17 protein-coding genes and 1 tRNA gene are annotated in these 16,146 nt (G+C 43.2%); 9 read left to right on the top strand and 9 right to left on the bottom strand.

Features of this window, described 5'->3' with window-relative positions:
- The first annotated feature begins 1 nt into the window (after position 1).
- Positions 2-859 (top strand): SDR family oxidoreductase, encoded by an 858-nt coding sequence (locus tag GLO7428_RS13260; protein WP_015189063.1) that lies wholly within the window; start codon positions 2-4, stop codon positions 857-859.
- A 462-nt stretch (positions 860-1,321) separates the two neighbouring features.
- Positions 1,322-1,888, top strand: a complete 567-nt coding sequence (locus GLO7428_RS13255) for a manganese efflux pump MntP family protein (RefSeq protein ID WP_015189062.1) — start codon at positions 1,322-1,324, stop codon at positions 1,886-1,888.
- A 22-nt stretch (positions 1,889-1,910) separates the two neighbouring features.
- On the opposite strand, the gene GLO7428_RS26070 is transcribed toward GLO7428_RS13255, so the two are convergent.
- Positions 1,911-2,831: a magnesium transporter gene (locus tag GLO7428_RS26070; RefSeq protein ID WP_015189061.1), complete on the bottom strand. Its 921-nt coding sequence runs from the start codon at positions 2,829-2,831 to the stop codon at positions 1,911-1,913.
- A gap of 120 nt (positions 2,832-2,951) precedes the next feature.
- Complete coding sequence (locus tag GLO7428_RS13245) at positions 2,952-4,148, bottom strand: FAD-dependent monooxygenase (protein WP_015189060.1); 1,197 nt, start codon at positions 4,146-4,148, stop codon at positions 2,952-2,954.
- Between the two features lie 122 nt (positions 4,149-4,270).
- Here GLO7428_RS13245 and GLO7428_RS13240 point away from each other — a divergent pair, with 122 nt between their 5' ends.
- Positions 4,271-4,840 (top strand): DUF4126 domain-containing protein, encoded by a 570-nt coding sequence (locus GLO7428_RS13240; RefSeq protein ID WP_015189059.1) that lies wholly within the window; start codon positions 4,271-4,273, stop codon positions 4,838-4,840.
- A gap of 20 nt (positions 4,841-4,860) precedes the next feature.
- Here the strand turns inward: GLO7428_RS13240 and GLO7428_RS13235 are convergent.
- The 4 genes from GLO7428_RS13235 to GLO7428_RS13220 form a co-directional block, all read right to left on the bottom strand.
- Positions 4,861-4,934, bottom strand: a tRNA-Pro gene (locus tag GLO7428_RS13235).
- A gap of 205 nt (positions 4,935-5,139) precedes the next feature.
- On the bottom strand, positions 5,140-5,505 hold the full coding sequence (locus GLO7428_RS13230) for a DUF1818 family protein (protein ID WP_015189058.1): 366 nt from the start codon (positions 5,503-5,505) through the stop codon (positions 5,140-5,142).
- A gap of 104 nt (positions 5,506-5,609) precedes the next feature.
- Entirely contained in the window at positions 5,610-6,140 is a 531-nt protein-coding gene (locus tag GLO7428_RS13225) for a hypothetical protein (RefSeq protein WP_015189057.1), read from the bottom strand.
- Positions 6,141-6,149: 9 nt separating this feature from the next.
- Positions 6,150-6,383 carry a DNA-directed RNA polymerase subunit omega gene (locus GLO7428_RS13220; protein WP_015189056.1) on the bottom strand — a complete coding sequence of 78 codons (234 nt, stop codon included), beginning with the start codon at positions 6,381-6,383 and terminating at the stop codon, positions 6,150-6,152.
- 139 nt (positions 6,384-6,522) lie between these two features.
- Between GLO7428_RS13220 and GLO7428_RS13215 the strand changes: the two genes are divergently transcribed.
- Positions 6,523-6,945 carry a fasciclin domain-containing protein gene (locus GLO7428_RS13215; RefSeq protein ID WP_041919145.1) on the top strand — a complete coding sequence of 141 codons (423 nt, stop codon included), beginning with the start codon at positions 6,523-6,525 and terminating at the stop codon, positions 6,943-6,945.
- A 299-nt stretch (positions 6,946-7,244) separates the two neighbouring features.
- Positions 7,245-7,556 carry a hypothetical protein gene (locus tag GLO7428_RS13210; protein ID WP_015189054.1) on the top strand — a complete coding sequence of 104 codons (312 nt, stop codon included), beginning with the start codon at positions 7,245-7,247 and terminating at the stop codon, positions 7,554-7,556.
- Between the two features lie 64 nt (positions 7,557-7,620).
- On the opposite strand, the gene GLO7428_RS13205 is transcribed toward GLO7428_RS13210, so the two are convergent.
- Positions 7,621-9,084, bottom strand: coding sequence for a glycoside hydrolase family 13 protein (locus GLO7428_RS13205; RefSeq protein ID WP_015189053.1), 1,464 nt, complete (start codon positions 9,082-9,084; stop codon positions 7,621-7,623).
- Between the two features lie 229 nt (positions 9,085-9,313).
- Here GLO7428_RS13205 and GLO7428_RS13200 point away from each other — a divergent pair, with 229 nt between their 5' ends.
- The 3 genes from GLO7428_RS13200 to GLO7428_RS13190 all read left to right on the top strand — a co-directional run bounded on the left by GLO7428_RS13200 (position 9,314) and on the right by GLO7428_RS13190 (position 12,472).
- A complete protein-coding gene (locus tag GLO7428_RS13200) occupies positions 9,314-10,603 on the top strand; it encodes a glucose-1-phosphate adenylyltransferase (RefSeq protein WP_015189052.1) in 1,290 nt (429 codons plus the stop codon).
- Between the two features lie 14 nt (positions 10,604-10,617).
- Positions 10,618-11,115 carry an AAA family ATPase gene (locus GLO7428_RS13195; protein WP_015189051.1) on the top strand — a complete coding sequence of 166 codons (498 nt, stop codon included), beginning with the start codon at positions 10,618-10,620 and terminating at the stop codon, positions 11,113-11,115.
- A gap of 334 nt (positions 11,116-11,449) precedes the next feature.
- The gene (locus tag GLO7428_RS13190) at positions 11,450-12,472 is read left to right on the top strand and encodes a DnaJ C-terminal domain-containing protein (protein WP_015189050.1); all 1,023 of its coding nucleotides are present in this window, start codon (positions 11,450-11,452) and stop codon (positions 12,470-12,472) included.
- 180 nt (positions 12,473-12,652) lie between these two features.
- Here the strand turns inward: GLO7428_RS13190 and GLO7428_RS13180 are convergent, their stop codons facing one another.
- Complete coding sequence (locus tag GLO7428_RS13180) at positions 12,653-13,192, bottom strand: peroxiredoxin (RefSeq protein WP_015189048.1); 540 nt, start codon at positions 13,190-13,192, stop codon at positions 12,653-12,655.
- Positions 13,193-13,369: 177 nt separating this feature from the next.
- On the bottom strand, positions 13,370-13,981 hold the full coding sequence (locus GLO7428_RS13175; protein WP_015189047.1) for a peroxiredoxin: 612 nt from the start codon (positions 13,979-13,981) through the stop codon (positions 13,370-13,372).
- Positions 13,982-14,115: 134 nt separating this feature from the next.
- On the opposite strand from GLO7428_RS13175, the gene GLO7428_RS13170 reads away from it, so the two are divergent.
- Entirely contained in the window at positions 14,116-16,119 is a 2,004-nt protein-coding gene (locus GLO7428_RS13170; RefSeq protein WP_015189046.1) for an amylo-alpha-1,6-glucosidase, read from the top strand.
- Positions 16,120-16,146 lie beyond the last annotated feature (27 nt).

Genomic DNA, 16,146 nt, shown 5'->3' with positions numbered 1-16,146 from the left:
GATGACTCAAATAACGCAAGGTGCAGTCGTTGTCACAGGTGCATCGACAGGAATTGGTGCAGCGTGTGCTGTACGTTTAGATCAACTAGGGTTTCAAGTCTTTGCTGGTGTACGCACAAATGCAGATGCGCAAGCTTTGCAAGCGAAAGCCTCGCCAAAGTTAACGCCGATTTTTTTGGATGTGACTGATCTTGACTCGATTACCGCCGCTATGCAAAAGGTGGCGATCGCCGTCGGAAATTCTGGATTAATTGGATTAGTCAACAACGCAGGTATCGCCGTTGGCGCACCGTTAGAGTTTATCCCAATAACGGAATTTCGCAAACAGCTAGAAGTTAATGTAACTGGACAACTTGCCGTTACTCAAGCTTTTCTGCCGCTACTACGATTAGCTAAGGGACGAATTGTGAATATGGGTTCGATTACTGGAAGAAGCGCGACACCGTTTCTCGGTGCTTATAGTGCATCTAAATTCGCGCTAGAAGCTTTGACGGATGCGTTACGTCTTGAGTTGCGCCCTTGGGGAATCTGGGTAGCGATTATTGAACCTGGTGCGATCTCAACCCCCATTTGGCAAAAATCTTTGAGCCAAGCTGACACCTTACAGCAAAGTTTACCACAGCCAGCCCATGAACTTTATGGTCAGCCAATGAAAACAGCTAGCCTTGGCGCAGCAACTCTTGCACAAAAAGGAATTTCGCCGGATAAAGTTGCTCAAGCTGTTGTTCACGCACTTACCGCAAAAAGACCAAAGACTCGCTATCTTGTTGGGCAAGATGCCAGAATTAGAGCGATGCTAAAGTTTTTACCCGATCGCATCGTTGACGAACTTACCGCTAAAGCAATGAACCTTGAATGAGGAAAGATTTTTGAGAACTATGCATATAAATCGCAGACACCCTCCTGCTGAAGTCGGAGCTACCTAACAAAGTGTACGCTGGCACGTTTGGTGGTAAGATATCCTTTGCCCGCTGAGTTTAATTGTAAGTCCACGAAGGTGGACTTTGTTATTTAGCTGCGAATTTATTCGCTAAGCTAAATTTTAAAACGAATTTTTCTGCACAAAGGTTGATACAGGTTAGTCTAATTTTAAGTGAAACTTGAGTAGATATAAAGATAGCAAAACTCCTGAAACGTTAGTAAACTATATTTAATACTTATAATTCTTATAAGAAAACTTAAAGATTTAAACTTATTTGTATGAATTTTAAATTATGAGAGAAATATGAATTAACAATGAATTGAATATGAAAAAAATCCATAGAATTTTAATGAGAATTCAGGTAAAACTATAGAGGAATGAATTAAGTGTATAAGATAAATGCAACCAACGGCTACTCTGATTTTAGCTTTGGGATTAGCAGCAGATGCCTTTGCAGTTTCAGTTGCTAGTGGTTTAAAAATCAAAAATGTCAAGGTTCGCAAAGCTTTAAAAATTGCGATCTTTTTCGGAGGCTTTCAAGCTATCATGCCATTAATTGGGTGGATGGCAGGAATCAGCTTAAGAACTCTGCTAGCAGCAATTAGTCACTGGGTAGCTTTTAGTATTCTCTGTTTACTTGGCGCAAAAATGATTTATGAATCGTGCCAAGAAGATGAAGAAAAAGAATTTAATCCTTTATGTAACTCTACTTTGTTAGCCTTAGCTATTGGTACAAGTATTGATGCTTTAGCTGTAGGTTTAGGTTTTGCATTGTTAAAAGATTCTATTTTTACAATTATCACTGCGATCGGATTTATTACTTTTTGGTTAACATTCTTTGGAGTATTTATTGGTAATAAATTTGGCAATCTTTTTCATAACAAGATTGAAATTGTTGGTGGTGGTATCTTAATTGCTATTGGTAGTAAAATCTTAATAGAAAATTTAATGAACGTGACAACATGAAGTAAAATTGCATGAATTTATGCTATATATGCAAAAAAGCTCGTGCAGTGTAAAGGTAAATTAATATACCTAAAACATCGACAATCGTAGCGCTGAGAGGTGCAGACATCAAAGCAGGATCGAAGCCGAGAAATTGAAACAAAAAGGGTAAAGTAGCACCGGAGATGGTGCCAATAATAGAGATAGTAAATAAACTTACTCCTACCACGATCGCTACAGTAGGATTATTCTGTAAAAGTAAAGCTTCTCCAACCACAATTAACCCCATCATTGCCCCAAGTAATATTCCTGCGATCGCTTCTCTACCCAAGACAGGTAGTAACCGATTTTGAGTAGCCCGATCTGAGTTTAGCCCGCGTACGACTACCGTTGCAGCTTGGATACTCACATTGCCACCGCTAGCGAGAAGTAAGGGAATAAAAATAGCTAAAACAACAACTTTTTGCAATACATCTTCTTGACTTTCAATCACGGCTGCGGTGATTGTATTTGTGATGAGTAAGACAAATAACCAACCGATTCTGCGGCGAGTCACAGCGAAAGGATTACTTGGAAAATAATTACTTTCTTGATTTTCTGAAACTTCAAGATGAGGACTTTGTAAATATAAAAATTGAAACAACTGTTTTTTGTCTTCTAGTGAAAGGTTTTTGATAATGTTATATTCGCTATGTTTTTGAAAGTCTGCTTGTAATTGTTGCTGTACTTTACTATCAAGGAGTTGATAAACTGCGATCGCTTGACTTCTAGGGAGTAAGTAAAAGATTTGATTTTGCAGATGTGATGGTAATGCAGCAATTTGACGGGCAATTTCTGCTGGTTGCTGGTTAGCGAGTAACTCTGTTAGCTGGTGAGTGTTGTTTTCTTCTAATAATGCAAGTAGCGGGGAAGTTGTAGACAACGCCTCTACTTCAACTTGAGTAGATGATGGATCGTGCAGCAAAGTATTTCCTCCTGATTATCAGCTATTGGTATAGCCTGCTTCTACTCTATATCTCACCAAAAGCAAAGATTTTCTTCTATAGGTACTGAGACAGAATTAATGACGCAAAGGCGATCGCTTTTAGACTGTAAGTTTAATCGGCGTTACTCCTTGGCGTAACTCGCGCTGTCGATGCAACCAAGACAGTTTTACCGGAATGCGAATTAAAGGTGCGAACACACTTGCGCCCCAGCGGAGGATGGCGCTATTTTCTAAAAGTTCAGCTTGCGCCGCTTCTTGGCTTTGCAATCGTTGTGCTTTAATTATCTCAGGCTCTCGTTGAGACTGAATACGCGGTAATACGGCATCAATTTCCGCAGTGTCACCTTGAGACAAGCAAGGAACTAAATAATTTGCCGCAGCGATCGCATCGCGCAACGCCATATTGATACCTTGGGCGCGAATTGGTGACATCGGATGCGCCGCGTCGCCTAGTAGCAATACACCTGGTTGATACCAACGCGGACACCGCCCCACAACGACGGATAATAACACAGGTCGCTCAATTGTCGCTGCTGACTCGCGAAAATGTTCGGCTAGCCATGCTGGTGATGCAGAAGCAAAGATTTCAGCCCAATTATCAACTAATTTCCAATCTCGCGGAAAATCTTTAGGAAGTGTCCAACCTAAGTGGAGATCTCCTTCCGAACCGCGAAACAATCCAAATGCATAGCGATCGCACACAATCGAATAAAAGATATTCTCCGACGCAAAACGCGGACTATCGGCTAATTTAAACCATAAAATATCAAAGCTGTGCGATTGTTGCTCTAAAGCTAAGTTTGCACGTTGCCGTACAATCGAATTGCGCCCGTCGGTGCCAATCACTAAATCTGCATTAATGTAGCGTCCATCACTCAGTTTTACACCGCTAACTCGTTGATTCCACAATAAATCTTGTACCGCCGTCGCCTGTATAAACTCAAAATGAGAATAACGGCTAGCTGCATCAATAAGCGCTTCTAGCAAAGCTGGCTGCGAAACCAATGTACAAGGCTTACCACCAGGTTCTATCGGTTCATCAACGCGGAAAAGCGATCGCTTATTAATAATAATCTCCCAAGCATCTAAAGGTTGATGCGGAATGCGTTCTAAAATGGGTAACAACTCCATTTGTTCAAGCGCATCCAAACCACTAGGCATTAACCCTTCACCCCGAAAAATCCGCCGAAAGTTGCGCGATGCTTCAATTAATGTGACACGAATACCGCGTTTTACCAATAGAAGTGCTAGCGTTGCACCCGCAGGACCTGCCCCGACAATGACAACTTGAGTCATAATGTTTACTAAAATACATAAATTCAGGTAATTAGCTAAAAGCTAACAGCTAATCGCTCATCCAAGACTTTTTTACTCATTTAGAATGAATCTAGAAGGGCATAATTATACTTAATCCAACTATGGATACCTTAGAAAGTATAGTCATTGGTATTGCTTTGAGTGCAGCTTGTGGCTTTCGGATTTTTGTTCCACCACTTGTGATGAGTCTTGCAGCAATTTACGGACATCTACCCTTATCGTCAGGATTTGAGTGGATGGGAACGTATCCTGCACTTTATGCGTTTGGTATTGCCACAGCGATTGAAATTGCAGCTTATTACATTCCCTGGGTTGATAACTTATTAGATACAGTTGCTACTCCGACTGCGATCGCTTTTGGTACTTGGATTGCTGCGGCGTTATTTCCGAATACCGATCCTCTCCTCAAATGGACAATGGCAGTGATTGCTGGCGGTGGATCAGCAGGAATCATTCAAGCTTTAACCAGTTTTACACGATTGTCTTCAACCGCACTCACGGTAGGATTTGGTAACAGCATTGTCACGACAATCGAGTCAGTTGGCGCGTTTGTGTTATCAGGACTCGCCATTTTTGTACCGTTACTAGCCATCAGCTTAGTATTAGGATTACTCCTTTTCAGCTTAAACAAGGGATTCCAGATACTTGCAATCAAACGACAGTCGCAGTAAACAACTGACTTCACAACATATCGGAGCGGCGGGATTCGAACCCACGACCTCCACTACCCCAAAGTGGCGCGCTACCAAGCTGCGCTACGCCCCGTTAAGAATAATTATAGTAACACAATTGCACAAGAATTAAAAGAGTAAGAGGGGCAAGGCAGTGCCTTGCCCGTAGTCAGAGGTCAGAGGTGAAAATGAGTTAAAGCTTTTAGCATTTGGTAATTAGCATTTAGCTACACAGACGCTAATCGAACGCTAACGGCTAACGGCTAATCGCTATTTAATTACTAGTTACCAACCTTAACTTAGAAAACTTGAATCATTTGCACTGCTTGAATTAAATGAGGAACAGCTTGAGGTGTCCAAGTGCCTTCTACTCCTCGTCCTGTATGCAAAATAAAGTGTAAACTGTACGCATGAGGATATCCTGTTACTTCCATCCACACTAAGTCACTTTCGGCTTCACAACTAATCTTCTCCTCATCCATTAATTCTTGTGAAATTTGAGCGATCGCTTCGGTTAACTGTACAGCTAATCGACAAAAGTCATAAAATTCCGCAGATGTTAGTTCAATCGCCCAGTCATCTGTACCAATTAAAGCTTGATACTTTGCCGCATGAGGATTCCATCCAACACGCCAACCTGTCCCGCTTTTGACAACACGCTCCATATAACTATTTTGCCTGAAAGTAGCTGTATATGGACAAGCAGAGAGGCTTTAGGTGCAGGGGAGAATTGACAAATACGAATGTTTGAATCGGTAGTATAACTTGATTATGGATTTTGTTGTGCCTCTGGTGGCGTGTTAGGAGTTGTCTGTGAAACACTACTAAAAACATTTACCAACGCTTGCACTAATGCATTTCGCTGATTGCGGTTGAGGCGTTGAATCGCAGCGCGATCGCCTTCTAGGGGATTTTGTCGCAGTGTATCGTGTCCTGGATAACTTTCTTCGCGAATCCATTCGTTTGCACCAAGATAATCCGCTAAAGTCAATTTCCAATCGAGTCGATAATTCGGCGGACGTCCTTTGACGAAGGTGTGGTAGCTAATCAAGCGTCGCAATAAAGTGTTTTCTGGATCGACTTTTCCAGTTTGTCGGTTGATGTATTGGTTTTCGAGGGGTAAATCGGGTAGCTGTTGATAAACTTGTTGCCAAGCATCGCTGATTCTCGCACTTTGGGCAATCGCTGGCGGTTGTCGAAATGCAAATTGAGTTGGGTTATGTCGTCCTGAACCCAAAACAACTAAACACATTACTCCTAGCGCAGTGAGTAGTAAACTCAGCGATTGCTTGCGTCTCACAGCCGTTTGTTACTCCCCAATAATTTCCGGTTGCGTTAACTCATCAGACATCTCAATAATTGCCCGAATTACTGGTTTCATCATCGGATCGTCTACATTGTCAAAATCTTCATAACGACGACGCTTCGCGCGGTTAGCAACTTGAACTGTGATCCGGTAACGGTTAGAAGCTGCACCGATTAATTCTTCTGCCCGATGCATAATTTGAGTTTGGGTCGTCTCGAACTTAGAACGCTTGAGCATAGTATCTTGTGCTGGGGATCTCTCCTAGTTTATCAGGACGTTTAAATTTGCTATTGTCTACAACCTCTCTGTTGATAGATGCTAAGGTGCTATTTTCATTTTATTAATGATTTTTAATACTACAACAGTTTTAAATCTCATGGCTGACATTATCGAGACTGCGGTTAACGCTGGAACTTTCAACACTTTAGTAGAAGCAATCAAAGCCACTGACTTAGTTGATATCCTTAAAAGTCCTGGTCCCTACACCGTCTTTGCGCCGACAGACGAAGCATTTAACAAGCTACCAGAAGGCGTAACACTTGACGCGTTGCTGCAAGACAATCACAAGCTAAAGCGGATATTAACGTATCATGTTGCCTTTGGAGATGTCAGAGCCGAAGATTTAATGCAAATTGAGGAAGCCGAAACCGTCGAAGGCTCAGTTGTCGCAGTTGAATCCGCATCAGGTAGTATTAAAGTTAATAATGCTAATATTTTGCAATCAGATATTTTGACAGATAACGGCGTAATTCATGTCATTGACGCGGTACTCATACCTGGTTTAGTTGCTGCTGAGTAAAAAAATATACTCTGTACTGATTGTGTTCTTGCAAACAACCAGAAATTGCAAACTTAGATACAATTACGTTTGTTAAGTGCGATCGCAACTCTGCTTTGTTTTTTCTATGAAGCATAGTGTGAATCTCAAATTTAGCTTATGCCTGTTGCAAAAGTTTCTTATTAACTTCGCTCCGCCAGATTGCTTGTGTGCAATTAGCACTCATTATGTTTGTTTAAACTTAATTTAACTTAATTGCTCTTTACAAAACACAACATATCTTTACAATGAATTAAGGAAACATTTTTTAGGTGAACATCATGGCACAAGCAGACTTAGATACCACCATTTCAGCTTTACAAGGTGGTTTAACATCTATTCCTGCGGAAGCAGCTTTAGCTAATATTGAAAGCTGGCAAGAGCAATTAAAAGACGCAGCCCCTGAAATTGCTAGCGCCTTAGGTGAACTAAAAAGCCAATTAGCGAGTGGTAATGCTTCTGGTATTGCTCAAGCGTTAAAGCAAGTTGGTAGCAAAACGACTGAAGCTGCGGCAAGTGCTGGTGGCGAAGCTGGTACAAAAGCACAGCAACTCGGTCAAATGCTCACCCAAGCCGGAAACTCCATCTCCTAACCTCAAGCATCACCTACTATAGTAAGGGCTTGGCACTGCCAAGCCCTTTTCTTACTCCCAGACTCTACCCTATACCAACAACACACCCAGAACGCGCAGCTAAACTTAACTCGATCCGAATCGACTCACCTGCATTGTGCCATTGCGCGACACCATCTCCATACAAAACCTTACTCGGTTGCGACTTTAAATCATCTGCAAAGACAGTCACATCTACCGGTGTTGTACCCCTATTAACAGCAACAATAATTTCTTCCTTGTCTAAGATTCGCGCAAAAACATAAATATCAGCATCAGCATAGAGAACTCGATACGTCCCAGTGCGTAATGCAGGATAACGATGTCGCAACGCAATCAGTTGACGATGGCATTCTAAAATATCGCGTTCCCAGTGCGCCTCTAGCGGAAAACCACGACGCGAATCAGGGTCTAACCCACCAGCTAAGCCAACTTCATCACCATAATAAATACTAGGCGCACCAGGAAACGTTAAAAGCAGTAGCGTTGCTAATTCGACACTTTGACGATCGCCATCAGCAATAGACATCAGCCGCGCCGTGTCGTGACTTGCCAGTAAGTTTAACTGCGTCAGTTGAATTTCCCAAGGGTAAAGTTGCAGCAGTTCCTGCATTTTCTTGGCATATTCAGGCGCAGACAGTGGCGGATACGCCTCATAAGAAGGACCCTGGACTTGTTTAGGAACTACGCGATCGCCTGCGGCAAAAGCAATCGTAGGACCTGTAAACAAGTAATTCATGACGCCATCAAACTGCGTACCATCAAGCCACTGCCGCGAATCGCCCCAAACTTCACCGACAATATAAGCTTCGGGGTTAATTGCTTTGACGCGATCGCGAAACTCTTGCCAAAAACCAGGCGTTTTCACTTCAAATGGCACATCCAAGCGCCAACCATCGATACCAAACTTAATCCAATATTCCGCAATTTCCATGATGTACTCGCGCACTTCTGGGTTATCATGATTAAACTCTGGTAGCGCCCGAATCCCAGCCCAACAACCATAATTAGCCGGAAAATTGTCATCATAAGGATACAAAGGCCAATCGTAGATTTTAAACCAATCGACCCAAGGCGAATGTTGACCATTTTCTAAGACATCGTGGAAAAAGAAAAAGCCGCGACTGGAGTGATTAAACACGCCATCCAACACGACTTTCATGTTGCGATCGTGACAAGCATCTAATAATTCTTTAAACGCACTATTTCCTCCCAACAACGGATCGACCTGATAATAATCATGCGTGTGATAGCGGTGATTGCTTGCCGATTGAAAGATGGGGGTGAAGTAGATGGCGGTAATCCCCAAATTTTGCAAGTAGTCTAGCTGTTCGGTGACACCCCACAAGTCGCCACCCTTGTAGCCTTGGAGTGTGGGCATCTCATGCCAATCTTGCCACGAGGCATTTTTCAATAATCGCTTGCGCGGTAACTTACTTTGAGCAAAACGGTCAGGAAAAATTTGATAAAAAACAGCGTGCTTGACCCAATCTGGGGTTTGAATCAGCATAAATACTCCCTAGTCCTTCATTGACAAGGTACAGATATTAATAGTTTGGCGGTTCTAGCTAGAGATGGAAATAAACATCAATTTTTTGGGAATTGATAATTGGCTAAATGCTAAAAGCTTTTCCATTACCTGTTACCAGTTACCCATTTTCTGAATTTCCCCCTTACCAGTTGTCCCGCACAGTCCTACACTGTACTTGGGAATCGAATGGCAGTTGGGAGGATTTTTTGTGAAAAGAGTACTAGCGATTATTTTGGGGGGCGGTGCAGGTACGCGGCTTTATCCACTGACGAAGCTACGCGCCAAGCCAGCAGTACCATTAGCAGGGAAGTATCGCTTAATCGATATTCCTGTAAGTAACTGTATTAATTCAGAAATATTTAAAATTTACGTTCTGACACAATTCAATTCAGCATCACTCAATCGTCATATCGCCCGCGCGTACAGCTTTTCGGGTTTTACCGAAGGTTTTGTCGAAGTACTAGCAGCCCAACAAACGCCAGAAAACCCCAACTGGTTCCAAGGAACCGCCGACGCGGTTCGCCAATATATTTGGCTATTGGAAGAGTGGGATGTTGATGAATACCTCATTTTATCCGGCGATCATCTTTACCGCATGGATTATCGCTTATTTGTCCAAAGACACCGCGACACTAATGCTGATATTACGCTTTCGGTCGTACCAATGGACGAGCGCCGCGCATCTGATTTTGGGCTGATGAAAATTAATGATTCAGGGCGCGTCGTTGACTTTAGCGAAAAACCAAAAGGTGAAGCGTTGCGTCAGATGCAAGTTGATACCAGTATTTTAGGGTTAACAGGAGATCAAGCGCGACAAAAGCCATACATCGCGTCGATGGGAATTTACGTCTTTAAAAAAGATGTCCTTATCAAGCTATTGAAAGAAGCTCAAGAACGGACAGATTTCGGTAAAGAAATTATTCCAGCTTCCGCGCCAGATCACAACGTTCAAGCTTATTTATTTGATGGTTATTGGGAAGATATTGGGACAATTGAAGCGTTTTATGAGGCTAATTTGGCGTTAACGCGGCAGCCACAGCCAGCGTTTAGCTTTTATGATGAAAATGCACCAATTTACTCGCGGGCGCGTTATTTGCCTCCTAGTAAGCTGTTAGATTGCCAAGTCACCGAATCGATTGTTGGTGATGGTTGCATTCTCAAAAATTGTCGCATTCACCATTCAATTTTAGGTGTACGTGCCAGAATTGAAGCTGGTTGCACAATCGAAGACTCGCTGATTATGGGCGCAGACTTTTATCAACCCTTTGCTGAACGACAATCAGACTGCAATGATGGCAATATTCCTTTAGGAATTGGTGCGAATACGACCATCCGACGGGCAATCGTCGATAAAAATGCGCGGATTGGCTGTGATGTCCACATTATCAACAAAGATCGCATCCAAGAGGCTGAACGCGAAGAGCAAGGGTTCTACATTCGCAGTGGTATTACTGTTGTTCTCAAAAACGCAGTCATTCCTGATGGTACGGTGATTTAGGGGTGAGGGGTGAGATGGAACATCAACATTCTAGCTCGGTTACAACTTGCCCCTTAATTCTCCTTATTGGATTACCAGGTAGTGGTAAATCAACACTCGCGCGAGTGCTGCTGGCGGAAGATCCCCGCCGGCAGCTGATTTCTACCGATATACTGCGTCAACAGTTGTTTGGTAGTGAAAGTATCCAAGGACCTTGGTTATTAATTTGGCGTCAAGTACAGCTTCAATTTCAGCAAGCTGTCTTACAAATTTCTCAAGGAATTGCAACTGAAGCAATTTACGATGCTACGAATGCCCAACGCCGCCATCGCCGTGAAGTCATTGCCCTCGCTCGTCGTACTGGCTTTAATGACATTACAGGATTATGGGTTGATACTCCCGTTTGGTTGTGCTTAGCACGTAATAAAAGACGAGAGCGTATTGTACCAGAAGAAGTCGTGCTGCGAATGCATCGTCAACTACGCGATGCACCACCAACGCTAGGAGAAGGCTTAGATCGCTTGATTTACTGAACAAGAGGTCAGGGAATTCTCTAAATTCAAAGTACGGATATCACGTAGCCGCTTTGACAAACAACCGAACGTAACTGCGTTGGCACTTATCGCACTCTGAAGCTAAGCTGAGGGTACGGGAGTTATATCGTTTAGCTTTAGAGTTGATACTTAGTTGAGATCAAAGCGTTTTAATGTGCTGATGTAATCCTGAAATACAACATCAATTCAAAATTGCTCTAATTTTAAGAAGGGTATTTTATTTGTGGTATGGGGCTGCGATCGCTGTTGCAGTCAGTTGTTTAAAAAACCTACATAAAATAATAAAGTCAATTTCTCTTGAGGAGGCTAGTGGATGGCTGCGACCGACTTCAAAGATTATTACAGTATTTTGGGAGTCAGTAAGACTGCCACAAATGACGAAATTAAACAAGCGTTTCGCCGACTAGCGCGAAAATATCACCCAGATGTTAACCCTGGGAATAAACAAGCTGAGGCAAAATTTAAAGAAGTCAACGAAGCTTACGAAGTTCTTTCAGATGCCGAAAAGCGGAGAAAATACGACTCTTTTGGGCAATACTGGAAACAAGCTGGACAAGGATGGCCCTCAGGCGGTGGCGGTACCAGTGTCGGCTTTGAAGAGTTTGACTTTGGTAAGTATGGCTCTTTTGATGAGTTTCTCAACGACCTTTTAGGTGGATTTGGTCGGACTGGGGCGAGTCGTAGTGGTACTAGTAGCCAAACTTATACTTATCGTACGACTCCGCGCTCAAGTGGTTTTAGCGGCTTTGATGGCTTTGGCGATTTCTCTAATTTTGATACCGCCGCGCCTTCTAGTGCGTCTTTAGACACTGAAGCCTCGATCAAGCTGAGTTTTGCGGAAGCTTTCAATGGCGTGCAAAAGCGAATTAGCTTAGGTAACGAAGCGATCGAAGTCCGAATTCCGCCTGGCGCTAAACCTGGTAGTAAAATTCGCGTACGCGGCAAAGGAAAAACCAGCCCTTACAATCAGCAGCGTGGCGATCTCTATCTGAAAGTCGAACTTTTACCGCATTCATTCTTCCAGTTTGAGGGAGATAATTTGGTGTGTGAAGTGCCAATTACTCCTGACGAGGCGGTACTCGGTGCGGTGATTGAAGTGCCAACACCCGATGGAAGCGTCAAAATGAATATACCTGCGGGAATTCGTTCGGGTCAAACGCTACGATTACGCGGTAAAGGTTGGACATTACCAAAAGGCGGGCGCAGCGATCAACTTGTGAAAATTGCGATCGCACCACCTAAAGAACTTACCCCAACTGAACGCGAGTGCTACGAAAAAATCCGCGACAACCGCACTTTCAATCCTCGCAGTCACTTGCAGCAGGTGACACTTTAACAGCTGATGCGGTTAAAACCGCAGCTTTTTAAAACCGTATCTCGTCAACAGGTGATGCGGTTAAAACCGCGGCTATTCAAACAAAACCTGTCTCCACAGGTTTCTACAAATCGTATCTTGTTAGTAGTCCACGAAGGTGGGTTTTTAAGCCGCGAATTTATTCGCCAGGCGTCTTTTATTTTATTTCTCAAACTGCGCTAATAACGTTTCAATACTGGCATTATGTGAGAAAAAGGAAAACAGATGTCTGTATTGCAGTTTACCTTGTGCGTCTAAGACAAACTGTGCGGGTAAAGGTGCGCCTAATGCTTGTCCTACTTTATAGTTGCGGAATGTACTACAACTAGGATCGCTGAGTAAGGGAAGTTTTAATCCCAAATCTTTAATAACGATTTGACTTTGACGTTCATCAGTACTGGTAATCATCAGAACTTCGATACCACGACTTGTAAAGCGATCGTAGTTCTCGTTCAAATCGATGATATGAGGATAGCAGAAAGGACAATATTGCTTTTCGGTAAAAATCCGCGTAAAAGCTAATAAAACTGGCTGTTTCCCTTGATAATCTGATAACTTGACTAGCCGACCGTTAGTAATATCGGGTAGCGTAAAGTTTGGCGTGGTTTTGCCTAAACTAATAGCATCTTCAGCGGGAATCGGTAACAAATTCCGAAAAAAGCGTTCGTTTAATAAACCACTAAAATCTGTGGAAGTTAGCATAATTTTTTCTTTATCAGCTTCAAGAAAATGAGAAATACTATGCTAAATTTAGCTATTTTTTTCGAGAAAACTGTTTAATGTTAACACTTTTACTTTGATGAAAAACCCAACACATTGTTACTCTTCTCAAGCTGTGTTGGGTTAGAAGCTTCTATGGTGTTAGTGCATTTTTGATGTTTACACTGAAGCAAAGTAAACTTTGGACTTGACAGGATCGGGTGTCATTGTCTTATCACCAGGCTGCCAACCAGCAGGACATACCTCATCGGGGTGATCTTGTACGTACTGAATTGCTTTGAGTGTGCGTAGCGTCTCGTCTACGTTGCGACCAAAGGACAGGTTATTGATGGTTGAGTGCTGGATAATACCGTCTTTATCGATGATGAACAGACCACGCAGCGCAACCCCTGCTTCTGGATCGAGAACGTTGTAAGCAGCACTAATTTCTTTCTTGATGTCCGAAACAAGCGGATAATTTAGGTCGCCTACGCCACCAGATTTACGATCTGTTTGAATCCAGGCTAAGTGCGAAAATTCACTATCAACAGAAACGCCTAAAATTTCCGTGTTGATTGCCTTAAAGTCGTCAAAGCGATCGCTAAATGCGGTAATCTCAGTTGGGCAAACAAAGGTAAAGTCTAGAGGATAGAAAAATAGGATTACGTACTTGCCCCGATAGTCAGAGAGTTTGATTGTCTTAAATTCCTGATCGTATACAGCGGTAGCGGTAAAATCGGGAGCAGTTTGACCAACTCTGAGGCATCCATCTGCTGCGTAACTTAGAGGCATTAAACTATTTCTCCTTGATGCGTCTACTTTCAGGTGACTATGAGCGAGTTTGATAAAACTAACTCATGCACGCGAATCTTGATTATGTCGAACTGTTACAACTATATCATACTCATAACGATTTTGAGTAGCAAATGAAGAATTTAGACGATCGCGAGTGGCTGCTGACAAATGGCTTAGGAAGTTTTGCGAGTGGTACAGTTACTGACGCTCGCACGCGGACGTATCATGGTTGGTTAGTTGCAGCATTAGACCCACCGAGTCAGCGCACGTTACTACTGTCGCACATCGAAGCAAGTTTAGAAGTGGCTGGCAAAGTTATTGCCTTGGGAACAAATTATTGGGGTAATAACGTTATTGAACCAAAAGGCTTTCAGTTGCTGCATCACTTTAAACCTGAACCGCTTCCCACCTGGATGTGGCAAGAAGATCATTGGCAGCTAACAAGACAAATTATTATGCCCCATGTGGGTGCTACACCCTCAGAAAGCGACACAAATCGCGTTTTGATTCAATATTGCTACAAAGGAAAAGTTCCAGGGATTTTACGCTTGCGGTTCATGATTGCCGATCGCGATTTTCATCATCAACAGCAAGCTGATCCAAATTTACAATTTTCGCAACTTTTGGGGCAACAGCAGGTATTTTTGCAGGCGCTACGCCCAGGATGGGTAGGAACACCTTGGCGGCTACGTTGGACAGCGGGTAAATATCAACACGATCCTGTGTGGTACTGGAATTATCGTTTGCCGGAAGAAACAAATCGAGGGTTAAGCGATCGCGAAGACTTGTATAGTCCTGGTTATCTCACAATTCACTTAGATCCAGGAAGTTGTATTACTTTAGAAGCACGCGTAGGGTTTCCTAATAGGACTTTACCGACACTGCAAGACACCGATTTTGCTGATGCTATACAACTAGAACAGCAACGACTTGCCCAAACGTTCAATTTTGAGTCTTCAACTTCTAGCTACCTGCAACAGCAATTACTCCGTGCGAGTGACCAATTTGTCGTGTACCGCGCTTCGATTGCTGGACCCACAGTCATTGCAGGTTATCACTGGTTTAATGATTGGGGACGCGATACATTAATCGCGTTACCAGGATTAGCACTGACAACGCGGCGCTTTGATTTAGCAAAAGGACTGTTACAAACTTTCGGTCGTTATTGTCGTCATGGTTTAATTCCGAATACATTTCCTGATACTAGCGCTGAACCGTCTTACAACAGCATTGATGCGGCTTTACTATGGATTGAAACTTTAGGGTTGTATCTCGAAGCGACGCAAGATTGGGATTTTTTAGTCGAGGAGTACGCCGTTGTACAGCAAATTTATAAAGCCTTTATGGCGGGGACAAAGTTTAATATCCAAGTTGATGCTGCGGATGGACTTGTGAGTTGGGATGCACCTAGTGTTGCACTCACTTGGATGGATGCGATCGTTCGCGGACAACCTGTCACACCACGTCGCGGTAAACCTGTCGAAATTAATGCTTTATGGTACTCTGCTTTATGTTGGGCGAGTACTTGGGCACAACGTTTAAGCCAAGAGGATGGATTTGAACAAACTCGTTTGCTGAATCAAGCACGACGCTATCAACAACAAGCCGAACAAGTCAAAGACTCAATGCAGAAGTTTTGGAATCCGACAAATAGTTATCTATACGACACGATTGAACCGGACGATCGCCGCAATCCGCAAATTCGCCCGAATGCGGTTTTAGCACTGTCATTTCATCATTCTGCATTTCCCGCACTCCAAGGACGGCAAATTTTAGAAGTTGCTAGGGCAAAACTGCTGACGCCTTATGGATTGCGGAGTTTAGCACCAGAAGACGTACAGTACGTTGGTAAATGCACCGGAGATGTGCAACAGCGCGATCGCGCTTATCATCAAGGTACGGTATGGAGTTGGCTAATTGGTTCCTTTATCCGCGCTTGGCAACGTTACACCTCACAACCAGTTCCCTTCGATTGGCAACCTTTACTCGAACACTTTCACGCGCAAGCTTGTATCGGCTCAATTTCAGAAATTTTTGACGGTGACGCGCCGCATACTCCGCGAGGTGCGATCGCGCAAGCTTGGTCAGTCGCAGAAGTCATTCGACACATAAATTCTACAGCGATGAGCAGTTAGCAATTAAATATTCAGCCGCTGTTTAAA

Origin of the sequence: Gloeocapsa sp. PCC 7428 (genome assembly GCF_000317555.1) — a bacterium.
Lineage (GTDB): Bacteria > Cyanobacteriota > Cyanobacteriia > Cyanobacteriales > Chroococcidiopsidaceae > Chroogloeocystis.
Note: the sequence above shows the minus strand (reverse complement) of the source record. Positions and strands in the feature narration are given on the sequence as shown.